Raw genomic sequence first — 19,039 nt, forward strand, 5'->3', positions numbered from 1 at the left:
CAGCCACTTTCGAGATGGAGCATTCCCACAGATGAGCACCCCCGCCCGCATCGCCCCCAAGTTCCCTGACAGCATCTTCCGCGCCTACGATATTCGCGGCACTGTTCCGGAATTTCTGAACGCTGAAACGGCTTACTGGCTCGGTCGCGCCATCGGTGCCCAAAGTCTGGCCCAGGATGAACCGAATGTTTGCGTCGGCCGTGATGGTCGCCTGTCCGGCCCTGAGCTGGTGGAGCAACTGATCCAGGGCCTGGCTGACAGCGGCTGCCACGTCAGTGATGTCGGCCTGGTGCCAACCCCTGCGCTGTACTACGCCGCCAACGTACTGGCCGGCAAATCCGGGGTGATGTTGACCGGCAGCCATAACCCGTCGAACTACAACGGCTTCAAGATCGTCATCGCTGGCGACACCTTGGCCAACGAACAGATTCAGGCCCTGCATGACCGCCTCAAGAATAACGACTTGACCAGCGGCCAGGGCAGCATCACCAAGGTCGAGATCCTCGACCGCTACACCACAGAAATCGTCCAGGACATCAAACTGGCCCGACGCCTGAAGGTCGTGGTGGACTGCGGCAACGGCGCTGCCGGCGTGATTGCCCCGCAACTGATCGAAGCACTGAACTGCGAAGTCATCCCGCTGTTCTGCGAAGTCGACGGCAATTTCCCCAACCATCACCCAGACCCGGGCAAGCTGGAAAACCTGGTAGACCTGATCGCCAAGGTCAAGGAAACCAACGCCGACCTGGGCCTGGCCTTCGACGGCGATGGCGACCGCGTGGGCGTGGTCACCAACACCGGCAGCGTCGTGTTCCCGGACCGCCTGCTGATGCTGTTCGCCAAGGATGTGGTAGCACGCAACCCCGACGCGGAAATCATCTTCGACGTCAAATGCACCCGCCGCCTGATCCCGCTGATCAAGGAATATGGCGGTCGTCCGCTGATGTGGAAGACCGGTCATTCGTTGATCAAAAAGAAAATGAAACAATCCGGCGCCCTGTTGGCCGGTGAAATGAGCGGGCACATCTTTTTCAAGGAACGCTGGTTCGGTTTCGACGACGGCATCTACAGCGCCGCGCGGTTGCTGGAAATCCTCAGCAAGGAAAAATCGTCGGCTGAAGAATTGTTCGCAACCTTCCCGAACGATATTTCTACGCCGGAAATCAATATCCATGTGACCGAAGAGAGCAAATTCAGCATCATTGATGCACTGCACGACGCGCAGTGGGGCGAAGGCGCCGACCTGACCACCATTGACGGCGTGCGAGTCGACTATGCCAAAGGCTGGGGCCTGGTTCGCGCCTCCAACACCACACCGGTGCTGGTACTGCGCTTCGAGGCCGATGACGAGGCTGAATTGCAGCGTATCAAGGACGTTTTCCATGTCCAGTTGAAGCGCGTTGCACCTGATCTCCAACTACCGTTCTGATTCACCCGGAGCCCTGAATGACCCTCGAACGCGAAGCCGCCGCCAACACCGCCAAGGTCCTGTCCGAAGCGCTGCCTTACATTCGCCGCTATGTCGGCAAGACGCTGGTGATCAAATACGGCGGCAACGCGATGGAAAGCGAGGAGCTGAAAACCGGCTTCGCCCGCGACATCGTGCTGATGAAAGCCGTCGGCATCAACCCGGTGGTCGTTCACGGCGGCGGCCCGCAAATCGGTGACTTGCTCAAGCGCCTGTCGATCGAGAGCCACTTTGTCGACGGTATGCGCGTCACCGACGCCGCGACCATGGACGTGGTGGAAATGGTCCTTGGCGGCCAGGTCAACAAGGACATCGTCAACCTGATCAACCGTCACGGCGGCAGCGCCATCGGCCTGACCGGTAAAGACGCCGAGTTGATTCGTGCGAAGAAACTCACCGTCACCCGCCAGACCCCGGAGATGACCCAGCCGGAAATCATCGACATCGGCCACGTCGGTGAAGTGGTCGGAATCAATACCGACCTGCTGAACCTGCTGGTCAAAGGCGATTTTATCCCGGTGATCGCGCCAATCGGCGTCGGCGCCAACGGCGAGTCGTACAACATCAACGCCGATCTGGTAGCTGGCAAGGTTGCCGAAGCACTGAAGGCCGAAAAGCTGATGCTGCTTACTAACATCGCCGGGCTGATGGACAAATCGGGCAAGGTATTGACCGGCCTGAGCACGCAGCAGGTCGACGACCTGATCGCCGACGGCACCATCTACGGCGGCATGCTGCCGAAGATCCGCTGCGCGCTGGAAGCGGTCCAGGGTGGCGTGGGCAGCTCGCTGATCATCGACGGTCGCGTGCCGAATGCGATCCTGCTGGAAATCTTCACCGATACCGGCGTGGGCACCTTGATCAGCAATCGCAAGCGTCACTAAGCGATAGCGGATGCTAAAAGACCCCGCTCAGCCTGGCTGAGCGGGGTCTTTTTTTGATCGGTCCTTTGGCATTGCCCATTGTGGCGAGATAGCTTGCTCCCTCGCCACAAAAGCCCCCCACAAGGGAACTGTGGTTAAACGCCGAACTGGGCGCGGTACGCTTCGACGGCCGGCAAATGCTGCTTGAGCTGCGGATCGTCAGCCAGGAATTCCAGCACCTGATTCAGCGAAACAATGCTGATCACCGGAATCCCGAAGTCGCGCTCCACTTCCTGGATCGCTGACAACTCACCGTTGCCACGCTCTTGACGGTTCAGGGCGATCAATACGCCGGCAGCCTTGGCGCCGTCCTGGGAAGCGATGATCTGCATCACTTCACGGATCGCGGTGCCCGCGGTGATCACGTCGTCGATGATCAGCACCTCGCCAGTCAGTGGTGCGCCAACCAGGCTGCCGCCTTCGCCATGAGCCTTGGCTTCCTTGCGGTTGAAGCACCATGGCAGGTCACGGTTGTGATGCTCGGCCAACGCCACGGCAGTGGTTGCCGCCAGAGGGATGCCCTTGTAGGCCGGACCGAACAGCACGTCGAAGGAAATGCCGCTTTCGACAATGGCTGCGGCGTAGAAACGACCCAGCTGCGCCAAGGCCGAACCCGAGTTGAACAGGCCCGCGTTGAAGAAGTAAGGACTGGTGCGCCCGGACTTCAGGGTGAACTCACCGAAGCGCAAAACGCCGCGATCGATGGCAAAACGAATGAAATCGCGCTGATACGCTTGCATGAAAAAAACCCCAAATACCACGGATTTAGCTAATTAGCTTGACGCCGTGTATCATACACGCACGCGATTTTTGGGGCCATTTATGCGGATCATCAGTGTGAACGTCAATGGTATTCAGGCTGCAGTCGAGCGGGGTTTGCTCAGTTGGCTGCAAGCACAGAATGCCGACGTCATCTGCCTGCAGGACACCCGTGCCTCCGCCTTTGAACTGGACGATCCAGCCTTCCAACTGGATGGATACTTCCTTTATGCCTGCGACGCCGAAGTTCCCGCCCAAGGTGGTGTGGCTTTGTACTCGCGGTTGCAACCGAAGGCTGTCATCAGCGGTCTCGGTTTCGAGACGGCCGACCGCTACGGGCGCTACCTGCAAGCCGATTTCGACAAAGTCAGTATTGCAACCTTGTTGCTTCCGTCGGGTATGAACGGCGATGAGGACTTGAACCAGAAGTTCAAGCTCATGGACGACTTCGCCAAGTACCTGGACAAGCAACGGCGCAAACGCCGCGAGTACATTTATTGTGGCTCGCTGTACGTGGCGCAACAGAAGCTGGACATCAAGAACTGGCGCGACAGCCAGCAATCCCCGGGCTTCTTGGCACCTGAACGTGCCTGGATGGACGAGATTGTCGGCAACATGGGTTATGTTGATGCCCTGCGCGAAGTCAGCCGTGAAGGCGACCAGTACAGCTGGTGGCCCGATAACGAACAGGCCGAAATGCTCAACCTCGGCTGGCGCTTCGACTATCAGCTGCTGACCCCGGGCCTGCGCCGCTTCGTGCGCAGTGCACGCCTGCCACGTCAGCCGCGGTTCTCGCAACACGCGCCGCTGATCGTGGACTACGACTGGACGCTGACCATCTAAGCGTCAGATGCAAAAAAGCCGACAGCGATGTCGGCTTTTTTGTGCGCGCTGGTTTGCTTTCTGTGGGAGCGAGCCTGCTCGCGAAAGCGGTCTATCCGTCACATCAGTGTTGACTGTGACGACCTCTTCGCGAGCAGGCTCGCTCCCACAAAGAGAACCTCGCTGATCGTTATTTGATCAATCGCCAAGTGAACGGGTAACGGTAAGGCACCCCTTCATTGGCTTTCACGCCACCGATGATGGTCAATACCAGCGCACCGATCGCCACCAACCCGAACATAAAGAACCCGATAATCACCACCATCAGCAGGAAGCAGATGGCCGAGGCAATGGCGACGGTGATCTGAAAGTTCAGCGCCTCCTTGCCTTGAGCATCGATGAACGGATCCATCTCGCGCTTCATCTGCCACAGAATCAACGGGCCGATCAGCGTGCCGAACGGGATCCAGATTCCCAGCAAGGCGGACAAGTGACAAAACATCGCCCACTGCCGAACCTCTTTGCTCGGGGTGGGAAGCAGCTGTTGCTCATCACTCATGACGCCCTCCTTGCCTGCGGTATTCCGATCAGTCAGCCAGTGCAGCCTTTTGCAGATCGAAAATTTCGTTCATGCCTTTCTTGGCCAGTTCCAGCATGGCATTCAGCTCTTCAGGCTGGAACGGCGCGCCTTCGGCAGTGCCCTGTACTTCAATGAAACCACCGGTGCTGGTCATCACGACGTTCAGGTCGGTCTCGGCAGCCGAGTCTTCCAGATAGTCGAGGTCGAGCACTGGCTCGCCCTGGTACATGCCGACCGAAACGGCACCGATCATTTGCTTGAGCGGGTCGCCGCCTTTGAGGCCGCCACGCTTCTTGATCACTTTCAAGGCATCGACCAGAGCAACCATGGCACCGGTGATGGAAGCGGTACGAGTACCGCCGTCGGCCTGGATCACGTCGCAATCGACGTACAGGGTCACGTCGCCCAGCTTGGACATGTCCAGTGCAGCACGCAGGGAGCGACCGATCAGACGCTGGATCTCCAGGGTACGGCCGCCTTGCTTGCCGCGGCTCGCTTCACGCTGGTTACGCTCACCGGTGGCGCGCGGCAGCATGCCGTACTCGGCGGTCAACCAACCCTGGCCCTGCCCCTTGAGGAAACGCGGCACGCCGTTTTCGACACTGACGGTGCAGATGACTTTGGTATCACCGAACTCGACCAGTACGGATCCCTCGGCGTGTTTGGTGTAGTTGCGGGTAATGCGGATCGAGCGGAGCTGATCGGCAGCGCGACCACTTGGACGTTTCATAAGGGATACCTGTACGGGGACGGAAAACTGCGGAGCATTATAGAGCTGCCAGCCACGACTGGGCACTTCTAAAAAAATCCTCCGACGACTGAAGGCTCTGGATAGCCCGTCGCCGACGGCCTGCAGTCCTTTGTGACACCGTGTGTTTGGGCGCATCCGCCGCACTGCGCTACAATCCTGCGCCTTTGCTGCCAGTCGGCTTAAATTCATTGATATCGGGTTGCCGGAACGTCGTTCCGGGCCGATCTGCATTGCGAGGTACCTCCATGGTGCACAGCATGACCGCCTTCGCCCGCGTCGAGAAAGCCGGCGTCCAGGGCACCCTGAGCTGGGAACTGCGCTCGGTCAACAGTCGCTACCTGGAACCCCACCTGCGTTTGCCGGAGTCCTTTCGCGACCTCGAAGGCGCTGTCCGCGAGGCGCTGCGCCAGGGTGTGTCCCGGGGCAAGCTCGAATGCACCCTGCGCTTCACCGAAGAAAACACCGGCAAACCACTGCAAGTGGACCAGGCACGCGCCGCACAACTGGTTGCGGCCGCCGAGACCGTCGCCAGCCTGATCAAAAACCCGGCAGCGCTGAACCCACTCGAAGTGTTGGCCTGGCCCGGCGTATTGGTGGGCGACGCGACCGACCCGCAAGCGCTGAACGCCGAAGCACTGGCACTGTTCAACCAGGGCCTGAAAGAGCTCAAGGCCGGCCGCGAGCGCGAAGGCGCGGAGCTGGCGCGATTGATCAATGATCGCCTGACGTCCATTGAAGAAGACGTGGTGATCCTGCGCGAACTGGTTCCGCAGATGCTCGCCACCCAGCGCCAGAAAGTACTCGACCGCTTTGCCGACATGAAGGCCGAGATGGACCCGCAGCGCCTGGAGCAGGAAATGGTCATGCTCGCGCAAAAAAGCGACGTCGCCGAAGAACTGGATCGCCTGAGCACTCACATCATCGAAGTTCGCCGGGTCCTCAAATCCGGCGGTGCTGCCGGACGGCGCCTGGACTTCCTGATGCAGGAGCTCAACCGCGAAGCCAATACACTGGGCTCCAAAGCCTTCGACCCGCGCAGTACCCAAGCGGCGGTCAACCTCAAGGTGTTGATCGAGCAGATGCGCGAACAAGTGCAGAATATTGAGTAAGGCATACCCGACATGACCCACAGCACCGGCACCCTGTACATCATTTCCGCCCCATCGGGCGCGGGCAAGAGCAGCCTGGTCAAGGCCCTGACCGATGCCGAACCGGAGATCCGCGTTTCCGTTTCCCACACCACCCGCGCCATGCGCCCCGGTGAAGTGGACGGCGTGAACTATCACTTCGTCGAACGCAGCGAATTCGTGAAGATGATCGAACACGGGGATTTCCTTGAGCGCGCCGAAGTATTCGGCAATCTCTACGGCACCTCGCAAAGCCATCTGCAGCAAACGCTGGATGAAGGTCATGACCTGATTCTGGAAATCGACTGGCAGGGTGCCGAGCAGGTGCGCAAACTGATGCCTCAGGCCCGCTCGATCTTTATCCTGCCGCCGTCACTTCAGGCCTTGCACCAGCGCCTGACCAATCGTGGCCAGGACAGCGACGAGATCATCGACGGTCGCATGCGCGAAGCCGTCAGTGAAATGAGCCACTACGTCGACTACGACTACCTGATCATCAATGACGATTTCGCCCACGCCCTGCACGATCTGAAGGCGATTTTCCGCGCCAATCAGCTGCAACAGAAACGCCAACAGCAACGTTTCGGCAAACTGCTGGCTGAATTGCTGGGCTAATCCACTCTTCCCAAAACTGCTGCAAGGGCTTTACATTGGCACTTGCAGCGCGTTGAAGAGCTTGATCAAAAAATCAGCGCTTCCCTAATCGCTGGTGATTTTTTAAACTGTTGAGTCCGCTCGCCCATCCGGGCAGCGCGCATATTGCATTTGCTACGAGGAAGACCATGGCCCGCGTAACCGTTGAAGACTGCCTAGAACACGTGGATAACCGCTTTGAGCTGGTCATGCTCTCTACCAAGCGTGCCCGTCAACTGGCCACCGGCGGCAAAGAGCCGAAAGTAGCATGGGAAAACGACAAGCCTACCGTCGTCGCCCTGCGTGAAATCGCTGAAGGCCTGATCGACTACGCAGCTATCGCCGAAGCCGAAATCGTTGAAGATGAACCGCTTTTTGCTGCATTCGAGGACGAGTCCAACGAGGCCGTCTAAGCCTATGCCTGGTCGACGTAGCACGGCGCGGGAACAGAGCTTTCGGCAGGAGATATCATGCCGAGCATAGACGCCCTCGCCGATCGCTTATCGACCTACCTCGGCAATGACCAGGTCAACCTGGTCCGCCGAGCGTATTTTTACGCCGAACAAGCCCACGACGGCCAACGCCGCCGTAGCGGTGAGGCGTACGTCACGCACCCGCTCGCGGTGGCGAATATTCTTGCCGACATGCATATGGACCATCAGAGCCTGATGGCAGCCATGCTGCATGACGTGATCGAAGATACCGGTATTGCCAAGGAAGCGCTGCAAGCGCAATTCGGCGAAACCGTGGCCGAACTGGTCGATGGGGTCAGCAAACTGACCCAGATGAACTTCGAGACCAAGGCCGAGGCCCAGGCCGAGAACTTCCAGAAAATGGCCATGGCCATGGCCCGCGACATTCGCGTGATCCTGGTCAAGCTGGCCGATCGGCTGCACAACATGCGCACGCTGGAAGTGTTGTCCGGCGAAAAACGTCGGCGCATCGCCAAGGAAACCCTGGAAATCTATGCGCCTATCGCCAATCGGCTGGGCATGCACGCCATCCGCATAGAGTTCGAAGACCTCGGCTTCAAGGCCATGCACCCGATGCGTTCCGCGCGGATCTACCAGGCGGTCAAACGCGCCCGGGGCAACCGCAAGGAAATCGTCAACAAGATCGAAGAGTCCCTCAGTCACTGCCTGGCCATCGATGGCATTCAGGGCGAGGTCAGCGGTCGTCAGAAGCACCTCTACGGCATCTACAAGAAAATGCGCGGCAAGCGTCGGGCCTTCAACGAGATCATGGACGTCTATGCGTTCCGGATCATCGTCGACAAGGTCGATACCTGCTACCGCGTGCTGGGTGCTGTTCATAATTTGTACAAACCGTTGCCGGGCCGCTTCAAGGATTACATCGCGATCCCCAAGGCCAACGGCTATCAATCGCTGCACACCACGCTGTTCGGCATGCACGGTGTTCCGATCGAGATCCAGATCCGTACCCGTGAAATGGAAGAGATGGCCAACAACGGCATCGCCGCCCATTGGCTGTACAAATCCAGTGGCGACGAGCAGCCAAAAGGCACTCACGCCCGTGCCCGCCAGTGGGTCAAGGGCGTGCTGGAGATGCAGCAGCGCGCCGGCAACTCGCTGGAATTCATCGAAAGCGTGAAGATCGACCTGTTCCCGGACGAGGTCTATGTGTTCACGCCAAAGGGCCGGATCATGGAGTTGCCCAAGGGCTCCACGGCGGTCGACTTCGCTTACGCGGTACACACCGACGTGGGCAACAGCTGTATTGCCTGTCGGATCAATCGGCGTCTCGCGCCGCTGTCCGAACCGCTGCAAAGCGGCTCCACCGTCGAAATCGTCAGCGCCCCCGGTGCGCGTCCGAACCCGGCCTGGCTCAACTTCGTGGTCACCGGCAAGGCACGTACGCACATCCGCCATGCGCTGAAACTGCAACGCCGTTCCGAGTCCATCAGCCTGGGTGAGCGCCTGCTGAACAAAGTCCTCAATGGTTTCGACAGCTCGCTGGAGAAAATCCAGGCTGAGCGCGTCAAGGCCATGCTCACCGAGTATCGCCTCGAACTGATCGAAGACCTGCTCGAAGACATCGGCTTGGGCAATCGCATGGCCTATGTGGTGGCGCGCCGGTTGCTCGGCGAGGGCGAACAGTTGCCAAGCCCGGAAGGTCCGCTGGCGATTCGCGGCACCGAAGGTCTGGTTCTCAGCTACGCCAAGTGCTGTACACCGATCCCGGGCGATCCGATCGTCGGCCACCTGTCCGCCGGCAAAGGCATGGTCGTGCACCTGGACAACTGCCGCAACATCAGCGAAATCCGCCATAACCCGGAAAAATGCATTCAGCTCTCATGGGCCAAGGATGTCACCGGTGAATTCAATGTCGAACTGCGCGTCGAGCTGGAGCACCAGCGTGGCCTGATCGCCTTGCTGGCCAGCAGCGTCAACGCAGCCGACGGCAACATCGAAAAAATCAGCATGGACGAACGCGATGGTCGCATCAGCGTGGTCCAACTGGTGGTCAGCGTACACGACCGTGTGCACCTGGCCCGCGTGATCAAGAAACTGCGCGCCCTGACCGGGGTGATCCGCATCACCCGCATGCGCGCGTAGCCATCCATCAATTACAAGGAGTCATTCATGACCAAGACTGTTATCACCAGCGACAAGGCCCCGGCCGCCATCGGTACTTACTCCCAGGCGATCAAGGCTGGCAACACCGTTTACATGTCGGGTCAAATTCCTCTGGACCCAAAAACCATGGAACTGGTTGAAGGCTTCGAAGCCCAGACCGTCCAGGTCTTCGAGAACCTCAAAGCCGTGGCTGAAGCCGCCGGCGGTTCGTTCAAGGACATCGTCAAACTGAACATCTTCCTCACCGACCTGAGCCACTTCGCCAAGGTCAACGAGATCATGGGCAAGTACTTCGACCAGCCTTACCCAGCTCGCGCCGCCATTGGCGTAGCGGCCCTGCCAAAGGGTTCGCAGGTTGAAATGGATGCCATCCTGGTCATCGAGTAATGCGTCCGGCGCAGCCTCAGGCTGCGCCGACTGCTCTGCTGTAAAGAAAGCTTGAAAGGATTCCACCATGCGCAAAGCGCTTGCTCTCTCGCTGCTCGCCCTGCTTCTGGGCGGTTGTGCCAGCGACCCTGCCGACCGAGATATCAGCGGCACCTGGATCAATCAGGTGGCGATTGATGCTGCATCCAAGGGCGTCCCCCTGCGCGAAGCGCTTCAGGCCTATGGTCCGAACCTGGAATGGGACGTCAACACCAAGGCCGGTCAGGCCCGTTACACCAATGGTTTTGAAAATGTCGACGGCAAGCTGCTGGGCGAAGAGTCCGGCGCCTGGAAAATCGACTTTTACGGCAGTTCCGGCAGTGAACTGAAGCGCGACGGCAAACAACTGAGCCAGGCCGCGACCGAGAACGAACCCGCACAGGTCTTCGACCGCGCATTGATCCCGGTGCCGGATGGCGCGCCGATTGGCGCCAGTTTCGAACGCGCGTTGTATTCGGCCTACATGGGCGGGAGCTGGAAAGTCATCAGCGGCCCCGGCGAAGGCAACACTGTTCAGTTTCAGGCTGACGGTCAAGTGACCGGCCTCCAGGGCGCTGATCGTTATGCGTTGTGCCTGGCCGGTGATTGCGCCTCGATGAGTGGCGGCAACGACAACATGTGGCTGCAACTCAATGGCCAGGGAAATCCATGGATCTTTGCACGCAAAGGCAAGGAGCTGGAAATCTTCCAGGCCGTGAATACCGCACAGGCGGACGAACAGCCTCAGTTCACGCCGGGTGATCGCAAGTGGTTGCTGGAAAAACAATAACCCGGGTCTAACTGCAAAGAAGGTCCCATGTGGGAGCGGGCTTGCTCGCGAAAGCTATTTATCATTCAACGTTGATGTCGACTGATACACCGCCTTCGCGAGCAAGCCCGCTCCCACATTTGGTTTGTGGTGACTGGAATTCAGCAGCGCCCTTCGAGGATCGCGGCATAACCCTCGCGAAAGCTCGGGTACTTCGGCTCCCACCCCAACGCCTTCGCCCGCGCATTACTGCAGCGCTTGCTCCCGGTGCGGCGCACAGTGGCGTCATCCGCCCATTCGGTCACGCCCAGATACTCACGCAACCAGCCCACCACATCAGCCAGCGCTGCCGGTGCGTCATCGACACCGATGTACACATCATCCAGCGCCACGCCACGCCGATCCGCCTCAAGCAGGCACGCCATCAACCCGGCGGCGTCGTCGGCATGAATCCGATTGGCGTACAAAGGCGGATCGACCGCCACGCGATAACCACGGCGCACCTGGGTCAGGAATGACTCACGGCCCGGACCATAAATACCGGTCAAACGCACGATACTCGCCGGGATGCCGCTATTAAGGGCAATCTGCTCGGCTTCGAGCATCACGCGCCCTGAATAGCCAGCCGCTACCGCTGGCGACTTCTCGTCAATCCACTCGCCCTCTTGCTGACCGTAAACGCTGCTACTGGAAACGAACAGCAGGCGATTGGGCACCTGCCCGTAGTCGTCCAGCCACTCGAGCACATGCTTCAAGCCTTGAATGTAAGCGGCGCGGTAACCGGTCTCATCGTGATCAGTGGCGGCCGCGCAGTACACCAGGTAATCCACCGCACCAATCGGCCAGGTCGCCGGACATTCCTTGTTGAACAAGTCGCCGGCAACGCCAACCACCCCTTGGGGCAGACGCGAGATGTCGCGCCGCAGGCCATGAACCTCCCAACCGGCGGTCAACAATTGCGTGGCCAGACGGCTGCCGACATCACCGCAACCGGCGATCAAAACAGAAGGCGCGGACATCAGAAAACTCCCCTTGGAAACGGACAGACTAGCGCCGGCAATGGACGAGCGGCTAGTAATACAGGAAAAAAAGATACTCTATTACTTCTGTTAACAAGAATTACTTGCAATAATACGCACCACTTTTGTTCTCGGCCTTACGAGGCCTGGAAGAGCATCATCGTTTTTCTATCTCAGGTCCGGCCAGCATGACATGCAATCAAATCCCCGCTTCGCCAACCAAACGACCTCGCGCCTGGAGCGCGGTGGCCGCCCTGCTGCTCAGCCTGATGCTGGCACCGACCGCGGCATTCGCTGACGCACAAACACCCGCCACCCCGGCCGCTACTGCAGCGGCCCCGGCTGACCACGCCGTCCCCGCTGCTGCTCCTGCCGCAACCGACCCGGCCCAGGCAGCACCTGCTCAAGAAGCGCTCGGCGAAGACGTTCCTGAAGTCCTCGAAGCCAACAATAGCCTGGGCATGGCTCATGACCTGTCGCCGTGGGGCATGTACCAGAACGCCGACATCATCGTGAAGATCGTGATGATCGGCCTGGCGATCGCCTCGATCATCACCTGGACCATCTGGATTGCCAAAGGCTTCGAGCTGATGGGCGCCAAGCGTCGTCTGCGCAACGAAATCGTACACCTGAAGAAAGCCGCCACGCTCAAGGAAGCCGCCGCCTCGGCAACCAAACCAGGCACCGTGGCCAATCTCTTGGTGCATGACGCCCTGGAAGAGATGCATTTGTCCGTCAGCAGCCGCGAAAAAGAAGGCATCAAGGAACGCGTCAGCTTCCGCCTTGAGCGCCTGGTGGCCGCCTGCGGTCGCAACATGAGCAGCGGCACCGGCGTGCTCGCCACCATCGGTTCCACCGCACCGTTCGTCGGCCTGTTCGGTACCGTGTGGGGCATCATGAACAGTTTCATCGGCATCGCCAAAACCCAGACCACCAACCTCGCCGTCGTGGCCCCCGGTATCGCCGAAGCCCTGCTGGCGACTGCCCTGGGCCTGGTCGCGGCGATTCCTGCGGTGGTGATCTACAACGTGTTTGCCCGCTCCATCGCCGGTTACAAGGCGCAGGTGTCCGACGCTTCGGCAGAAGTCCTGCTGCTGGTCAGCCGCGACCTCGATCACCAGCCTGAGCGCAGCTCGCATCCGCACATGGTGAAAGTGGGGTAATCGGCCATGGGCCTGCATTTGAAAGAAGGGGCGGACGACGATCTGTCCGAAAATCATGAAATCAACGTCACGCCATTCATCGACGTGATGCTGGTGCTGTTGATCATTTTCATGGTGGCGGCCCCGCTGGCCACCGTGGACATCAAGGTCGACCTGCCTGCGTCCACTGCCAAACCGGCACCGCGGCCAGAGAAGCCGGTGTTCCTCAGCGTCAAGGCTGACCAACGCCTGTTCCTGGGCGAAGACGAAGTGAAGGCCGAAGCACTCGGCGCCACGCTCGACGCCAGGACCCAGGGCAAGAAAGACACGACGATCTTCTTCCAGGCCGATAAAGGCGTGGATTATGGCGACCTGATGAGCGTGATGGACAACCTGCGCTCGGCCGGTTACCTGAAGGTCGGCCTGGTTGGACTCGAGACGGCAGTCAAGAAATGATCACGACGCGCCATAAGCTGACGCGCTACAGCGGTAGCCTGGCTGTGGTGCTGGGTGTTCACGCGCTGGCCATTGCGCTGGCCGTGAACTGGACGGCCCACCCGCCCATCGAATTGCCGCCCCAGGCAATGATGGTCGAGCTGGCACCGATTCCAGCCCCGCCACCGCCTGCACCGCCAAAGGTCGTCACACCACCGCAGCCACCGGCTCCGGTTGAAGAACTGCCGATACCGAAGCTCGCCGAAGCGCCAAAGGCCGAGATCGCGGTGCCGAAACCGGTCAAGCCCAAGCCGAAACCTCAACCGCCCAAGCCCGTGGAGAAAAAGCCCGAGCCGCCGAAGGAAAAACCGTCCGAGGCAAAACCGAGCGAAGCACCGCCGACTCCAGCGCCGACCGAGAAATCCGCTCAGCCTGCGCCTGGTCCATCGGCCGCTCAAGTGGCGGCCAAGGCCAGCTGGCAAGGCACCCTGCTCGCGCATCTGGCCAAGTACAAAAAGTACCCGGCCAGCGCACAGGCACGGGGCAAGCAAGGCATGAACCGTCTGCGTTTCGTCGTGGATGCCGAAGGCAACGTGTTGTCGTTTGAACTGGTGGGTAGCTCCGGCACTGCCGATCTGGACCGGGCAACCCTGGACATGATTCGCCGTGCTCAGCCTCTGCCAAAACCCCCGGCCGACATGCTGAACAACGGCTCCATTGAAATTGTTGCACCGTTTGTTTATTCGCTGGAAAACCGCCGGCGGTAATCATCACCCAACCAAAGTGGGAGCGAGCCTGCTCGCGAAGAGGCCGGCACATTGAATATCTTTGCTGGACGTCAAACCGCTTTCGCGAGCAGGCTCGCTCCCACATAGGCTTCAGTCACGGCTGAAAAGGCACCGATAGGTGCCTTTTGCATATCTGCCAGCGCCAAACCCATATTGCCCAGTGTCACTCGACACCTGCCTTCTGATAACGTGCGTCTATCGATTGCAGGCGGTATGCTTGGCCCGCATCTTCATGGACGCTTGCTATGACTCTCACAGAATTACGCTACATCGTTACCCTCGCCCAAGAGCAGCACTTCGGCCATGCGGCCGAGCGTTGCCACGTCAGCCAGCCGACTCTGTCGGTGGGTGTGAAAAAGCTTGAAGACGAACTCGGTGTGCTGATTTTCGAGCGCAGTAAAAGTGCCGTGCGCCTGACTCCTGTGGGTGAAGGGATTGTGGCCCAGGCCCAAAAAGTTCTGGAACAGGCCCAAGGCATTCGCGAACTGGCCCAAGCCGGCAAGAACCAGCTGACTGCGCCGCTGAAAGTTGGCGCGATCTATACCGTCGGCCCGTACCTGTTTCCACACCTGATTCCGCAACTGCACCGGGTCGCTCCGCAGATGCCGTTGTACATCGAAGAAAACTTCACCCATGTGCTGCGCGATAAGCTGCGCAACGGTGAGCTCGACGCGATCATCATTGCCCTGCCGTTCAACGAAGCCGACGTGCTGACCCTGCAGCTTTACGATGAGCCGTTCTACGTGCTGATGCCGGCCCAGCATCCGTGGACGCAAAAGGAATCCATCGACGCCAGCTTGCTCAACGACAAGAGCCTGCTGCTGCTCGGCGAAGGTCACTGCTTCCGCGACCAGGTACTCGAAGCCTGCCCTACCCTGACCAAAGGCAACGACGGCGCCAAGCACACCACGGTGGAGTCCAGCTCGCTGGAAACCATCCGCCACATGGTCGCGTCCGGCCTCGGCGTTTCGATCCTGCCACTGTCGGCGGTCGATAGTCATCACTACGCCCCGGGGGTGATCGAAGTCCGGCCACTATCAGCTCCGACGCCCTACCGCACCGTGGCTATCGCCTGGCGCGCAAGCTTCCCGCGACCCAAGGCAATCGAAATCCTCGCCGACTCCATTCGCCTGTGCTCGGTGGCCAAGCCGTCCGCGCAGGTGGTGGCGGGCTAAGCAAGCGTCATGACCGAGTTGTCGCAAGTGTCGGTGACGGCACTCAAGGGTGTCGGTGAAGCCATGGCCGAGAAACTGGCCAAGGTTGGCCTGGAAAATCTCCAGGACGTGTTGTTTCACCTGCCGCTGCGATATCAGGACCGCACTCGTGTGGTCCCGATCGGCGCGCTGCGCCCCGGGCAAGATGCCGTGATCGAAGGCACTGTCAGCGGTGCCGATGTGGTCATGGGGCGTCGCCGCAGTTTGGTGGTGCGCCTGCAGGATGGCACCGGCGGACTCAGTCTGCGCTTCTACCATTTCAGCAACGCACAGAAGGAAGGTCTCAAGCGTGGCACACGGATTCGCTGTTACGGCGAAGCGCGACCCGGCGCGTCGGGACTGGAAATCTACCACCCGGAATACCGTGCCATAACTGGCGACGAACCACCGCCGGTGGATGAAACCCTGACACCGGTGTACCCGCTCACCGAAGGCCTGACGCAACAGCGCCTGCGCCAATTGTGCATGCAAACCCTGACGTTACTCGGACCTACCAGCCTGCCCGACTGGCTGCCGACCGAACTGGCCCGTGATTACCAACTGGCGCCACTGGCCGACGCGATCCGCTACCTGCACCACCCACCGGCCGATGCCGATGTCGACGAACTCGCCCTCGGCCATCACTGGGCGCAGCATCGCCTGGCCTTCGAGGAGCTGCTGACCCATCAGCTGTCCCAGCAGCGGCTGCGCGAAAGCATGCGCTCGCTGCGCGCGCCGGCCATGCCCAAGGCCACGCATCTACCGGCCCAATACCTGGCCAACCTCGGGTTCAACCCCACCGGCGCCCAGCAACGGGTCGGTAACGAAATCGCTTATGACCTGAGTCAGCGCGAACCCATGCTGCGGCTGATTCAGGGCGACGTTGGCGCGGGTAAAACCGTGGTGGCCGCCCTCGCCGCGCTGCAGGCCCTGGAAGCCGGCTATCAAGTGGCGCTGATGGCGCCTACTGAAATTCTCGCCGAGCAGCACTTCATCACCTTCAAACGCTGGCTCGAACCGCTGGGCATCGAGATTGCGTGGCTGGCCGGCAAACTCAAGGGCAAGAACCGCGTGACCGCGCTTGAGCAGATCGCCAACGGCGCACCGATGGTGGTCGGCACCCACGCGCTGTTCCAGGACGAAGTGCAGTTCAAGAACCTGGCCCTGGTGATTATCGACGAGCAGCACCGCTTCGGCGTGCAGCAGCGATTGGCCTTGCGACAGAAGGGCGTCGGCGGCCGCATGTGTCCGCACCAGCTGATCATGACCGCCACTCCGATCCCGCGCACATTGGCCATGAGCGCCTACGCCGACCTCGACACCTCGATCCTCGACGAATTGCCGCCCGGCCGGACCCCGGTCAATACCGTACTGATCACCGACACCCGACGCGTCGAAGTCATCGAACGGGTACGCAGCGCCTGTGCCGAAGGGCGTCAGGCCTATTGGGTCTGCACACTGATCGAAGAATCGGAAGAACTGACCTGCCAGGCCGCCGAAACCACCTATGAAGACCTGACCGCTGCACTCGGCGAGCTGAAAGTGGGGCTGATCCATGGCCGCATGAAGCCTGCCGAAAAAGCCGCAGTGATGGCCGAGTTCAAGGCCGGCAACTTGCAACTGTTGGTGGCTACCACGGTAATCGAAGTCGGCGTGGACGTGCCCAACGCCAGCCTTATGATCATCGAAAACCCCGAACGCCTGGGCCTGGCGCAACTGCACCAATTGCGTGGGCGCGTCGGCCGGGGCAGCGCCGTCAGCCATTGCGTACTGCTCTACCATCCGCCGTTGTCGCAGATCGGTCGTCAGCGCCTGGGCATCATGCGCGAAACCAACGACGGCTTTGTCATCGCCGAAAAAGACCTCGAACTGCGTGGCCCCGGCGAAATGCTCGGCACACGGCAGACCGGCCTGCTCCAGTTCAAGGTCGCCGACCTGATGCGCGATGCCGATCTGTTGCCCGCCGTGCGCGATGCCGCTCAGGCCTTGCTGGAGCGCTGGCCGGACCACGTCAGCCCGTTACTCGACCGCTGGTTGCGTCACGGGCAGCAATACGGCCAAGTGTGAGCACCGTCGCAGTTTCTGGAGGATGGGTTTGAGCAAGCTGGTTATACTCCTGCAATTGTTTTAGTCCGGATACAGACCATGACCGAAGTTGCCCTCGCACCTGCCTCCCCGCACGCTCCGTCGGTTATTCGGCTGCTGCTGGGCAAACTGGGCATTGCTTACGAGGAAGTCCTCGATCATCACGGTTTGAACCCCGCCAGAAAAGTCCAGGCTGTGCTGCTCGATGACGCCATTGGCGCGCTAATGGTGCTGTTCCCGCAGAGCCAGTTGCTCGATCTCAACCGCCTCACCGAACTCACTGGCCGCCGCCTCACCGCCGTACCGACCGAACGCCTGGTAAAGATGCTCGGCAAACACAGCCTGAGCCTGCTGCCAGGCCTGCCAGCCCTCACCAGTTCGCCGTGCCTGTATGACGAAAGCCTGCTGCGCGAGCCGACGGTACTGGTCAATTCGGGTGAGCCCGGCGTCCTGCTGGAAATCACCAGCGAAGCGTTCAAATCCATGCTGAACAAGGCCAGCGCCGCCAACTTCGGCGAAGCGCTGAGCAGCATTCGCCCGAACCTCGACCGCCCCGATGATGACCGCGAGGAAATCACCCAGGCGGTTCAGGCATTCACCGCGCGGCGCATCCAGCAACGCCTGGAAGCAACCATCGAAATTCCGCCGCTGGCCGAAACCGCGCAGAAGATCATCAAGCTGCGCGTCGACCCCAACGCCACCATCGACGATATCACCGGCGTGGTCGAAACCGACCCGGCCCTGGCCGCGCAAGTGGTGAGTTGGGCAGCATCCCCGTATTACGCCTCGCCGGGCAAGATTCGCTCGGTGGAAGACGCCATTGTGCGAGTGCTGGGTTTCGATCTGGTGATCAATCTGGCACTGGGCCTGGCTCTTGGTAAAACCCTGAGCCTGCCCAAAGACCACCCGCAACAGAGCACACCGTACTGGCAGCAATCGATCTACACCGCGGCCGTCATCGAAGGCCTGACCCGCGCCATGCCACGCGCCCAGCGCCCGGAAGCCGGCCTGACCTATCTGGCTGGCCTGTTGCACAACTTCGGCTACCTGCTGCTGGCCCACGTGTTCCCGCCGCACTTCTCGCTGATCTGCCGCCACCTGGAGGTCAACCCGCACCTGTGCCACAGCTACATCGAGCAACACCTGCTGGGCATCAGCCGCGAGCAGATCGGTGCATGGCTGATGCGCTACTGGGACATGCCCGATGAACTGGCCACCGCGCTGCGCTTCCAGCACGACCCGGCCTACGACGGCGCCTACGCCGAGTACCCGAACCTGGTGTGCCTGGCCGTGCGCCTGCTGCGCAGCCGTGGCATCGGTTCCGGCCCCGACGAAGACATCCCCGACGCCCTGCTCGAACGCCTTGGCCTGAGCCGCGCCAAAGCCGAAGACGTCGTCAGCAAAGTCCTCGAAGCCGAAGTGCTGCTGCGCGAACTGGCTTCGCAGTTCAGCCAGGCTTAAAAGTATTCGCGAGCAGGCTCGCTCCCACAGAGGTCAGATATTCCCTGTAGGAGCAAGTCTTGCCCGCGATGAATCCGCCTCG

Annotated in this window: 18 protein-coding genes and 1 pseudogene; 15 read left to right on the top strand and 4 right to left on the bottom strand. The window is 60.4% G+C overall.

Annotation, left to right across the window (positions count from 1 at the left end):
- Window positions 1-25: 25 nt before the first annotated feature.
- Both AC07ZE_RS00115 and argB read left to right on the top strand, forming a co-directional pair.
- A pseudogene (locus AC07ZE_RS00115) lies at window positions 26-1,429 on the top strand (phosphomannomutase/phosphoglucomutase); the annotation flags it as partial.
- A 17-nt stretch (window positions 1,430-1,446) separates the two neighbouring features.
- Window positions 1,447-2,352 carry an acetylglutamate kinase gene (gene argB / locus AC07ZE_RS00120; RefSeq protein ID WP_095194424.1) on the top strand — a complete coding sequence of 302 codons (906 nt, stop codon included), beginning with the start codon at window positions 1,447-1,449 and terminating at the stop codon, window positions 2,350-2,352.
- 134 nt (window positions 2,353-2,486) lie between these two features.
- Here the strand turns inward: argB and pyrE are convergent, their stop codons facing one another.
- Window positions 2,487-3,131 carry an orotate phosphoribosyltransferase gene (gene pyrE / locus AC07ZE_RS00125; RefSeq protein ID WP_150734013.1) on the bottom strand — a complete coding sequence of 215 codons (645 nt, stop codon included), beginning with the start codon at window positions 3,129-3,131 and terminating at the stop codon, window positions 2,487-2,489.
- 82 nt (window positions 3,132-3,213) lie between these two features.
- Here pyrE and crc point away from each other — a divergent pair, with 82 nt between their 5' ends.
- Window positions 3,214-3,993, top strand: a complete 780-nt coding sequence (gene crc, locus AC07ZE_RS00130; protein WP_053163881.1) for a catabolite repression control protein Crc — start codon at window positions 3,214-3,216, stop codon at window positions 3,991-3,993.
- A gap of 169 nt (window positions 3,994-4,162) precedes the next feature.
- Here the strand turns inward: crc and AC07ZE_RS00135 are convergent, their stop codons facing one another.
- Both AC07ZE_RS00135 and rph read right to left on the bottom strand, forming a co-directional pair.
- Window positions 4,163-4,531 (bottom strand): DUF4870 domain-containing protein, encoded by a 369-nt coding sequence (locus tag AC07ZE_RS00135; RefSeq protein WP_207259900.1) that lies wholly within the window; start codon window positions 4,529-4,531, stop codon window positions 4,163-4,165.
- Window positions 4,532-4,559: 28 nt separating this feature from the next.
- Window positions 4,560-5,282, bottom strand: coding sequence for a ribonuclease PH (gene rph, locus AC07ZE_RS00140; RefSeq protein WP_047535109.1), 723 nt, complete (start codon window positions 5,280-5,282; stop codon window positions 4,560-4,562).
- 266 nt (window positions 5,283-5,548) lie between these two features.
- Here rph and AC07ZE_RS00145 point away from each other — a divergent pair, with 266 nt between their 5' ends.
- From AC07ZE_RS00145 to AC07ZE_RS00170, 6 genes are all read left to right on the top strand, one after another.
- Window positions 5,549-6,412: a YicC/YloC family endoribonuclease gene (locus AC07ZE_RS00145; protein ID WP_207259902.1), complete on the top strand. Its 864-nt coding sequence runs from the start codon at window positions 5,549-5,551 to the stop codon at window positions 6,410-6,412.
- Window positions 6,413-6,424: 12 nt separating this feature from the next.
- Complete coding sequence (gmk, locus tag AC07ZE_RS00150; RefSeq protein WP_207259903.1) at window positions 6,425-7,045, top strand: guanylate kinase; 621 nt, start codon at window positions 6,425-6,427, stop codon at window positions 7,043-7,045.
- 167 nt (window positions 7,046-7,212) lie between these two features.
- Window positions 7,213-7,476, top strand: a complete 264-nt coding sequence (rpoZ, locus tag AC07ZE_RS00155) for a DNA-directed RNA polymerase subunit omega (RefSeq protein WP_007921129.1) — start codon at window positions 7,213-7,215, stop codon at window positions 7,474-7,476.
- Between the two features lie 57 nt (window positions 7,477-7,533).
- On the top strand, window positions 7,534-9,639 hold the full coding sequence (gene spoT / locus AC07ZE_RS00160; RefSeq protein ID WP_095194428.1) for a bifunctional GTP diphosphokinase/guanosine-3',5'-bis pyrophosphate 3'-pyrophosphohydrolase: 2,106 nt from the start codon (window positions 7,534-7,536) through the stop codon (window positions 9,637-9,639).
- Between the two features lie 27 nt (window positions 9,640-9,666).
- The gene (locus AC07ZE_RS00165) at window positions 9,667-10,047 is read left to right on the top strand and encodes a RidA family protein (protein ID WP_003229509.1); all 381 of its coding nucleotides are present in this window, start codon (window positions 9,667-9,669) and stop codon (window positions 10,045-10,047) included.
- Window positions 10,048-10,114: 67 nt separating this feature from the next.
- Window positions 10,115-10,855, top strand: coding sequence for a hypothetical protein (locus tag AC07ZE_RS00170; protein WP_207259904.1), 741 nt, complete (start codon window positions 10,115-10,117; stop codon window positions 10,853-10,855).
- Between the two features lie 140 nt (window positions 10,856-10,995).
- Here the strand turns inward: AC07ZE_RS00170 and AC07ZE_RS00175 are convergent, their stop codons facing one another.
- On the bottom strand, window positions 10,996-11,853 hold the full coding sequence (locus AC07ZE_RS00175; RefSeq protein WP_207259905.1) for an NAD-dependent epimerase/dehydratase family protein: 858 nt from the start codon (window positions 11,851-11,853) through the stop codon (window positions 10,996-10,998).
- Between the two features lie 188 nt (window positions 11,854-12,041).
- Here AC07ZE_RS00175 and exbB point away from each other — a divergent pair, with 188 nt between their 5' ends.
- The 6 genes from exbB to AC07ZE_RS00205 all read left to right on the top strand — a co-directional run bounded on the left by exbB (window position 12,042) and on the right by AC07ZE_RS00205 (window position 18,957).
- Complete coding sequence (gene exbB, locus AC07ZE_RS00180; RefSeq protein WP_207259908.1) at window positions 12,042-13,016, top strand: tonB-system energizer ExbB; 975 nt, start codon at window positions 12,042-12,044, stop codon at window positions 13,014-13,016.
- Between the two features lie 6 nt (window positions 13,017-13,022).
- The gene (gene exbD / locus AC07ZE_RS00185) at window positions 13,023-13,451 is read left to right on the top strand and encodes a TonB system transport protein ExbD (protein ID WP_102673741.1); all 429 of its coding nucleotides are present in this window, start codon (window positions 13,023-13,025) and stop codon (window positions 13,449-13,451) included.
- Window positions 13,448-14,197: a TonB family protein gene (locus AC07ZE_RS00190; RefSeq protein WP_207259909.1), complete on the top strand. Its 750-nt coding sequence runs from the start codon at window positions 13,448-13,450 to the stop codon at window positions 14,195-14,197. Before exbD ends, AC07ZE_RS00190 begins: the two co-directional genes overlap by 4 nt.
- 266 nt (window positions 14,198-14,463) lie before the next feature.
- Window positions 14,464-15,393, top strand: coding sequence for a hydrogen peroxide-inducible genes activator (locus AC07ZE_RS00195; protein WP_175387272.1), 930 nt, complete (start codon window positions 14,464-14,466; stop codon window positions 15,391-15,393).
- Between the two features lie 9 nt (window positions 15,394-15,402).
- Window positions 15,403-17,478, top strand: a complete 2,076-nt coding sequence (gene recG / locus AC07ZE_RS00200) for an ATP-dependent DNA helicase RecG (RefSeq protein ID WP_207259915.1) — start codon at window positions 15,403-15,405, stop codon at window positions 17,476-17,478.
- Between the two features lie 78 nt (window positions 17,479-17,556).
- Window positions 17,557-18,957 (top strand): aminoacyl-tRNA deacylase and HDOD domain-containing protein, encoded by a 1,401-nt coding sequence (locus tag AC07ZE_RS00205; RefSeq protein WP_207259917.1) that lies wholly within the window; start codon window positions 17,557-17,559, stop codon window positions 18,955-18,957.
- Window positions 18,958-19,039: the final 82 nt, after the last annotated feature.

This window comes from Pseudomonas sp. GW101-3H06, assembly GCF_059424605.1.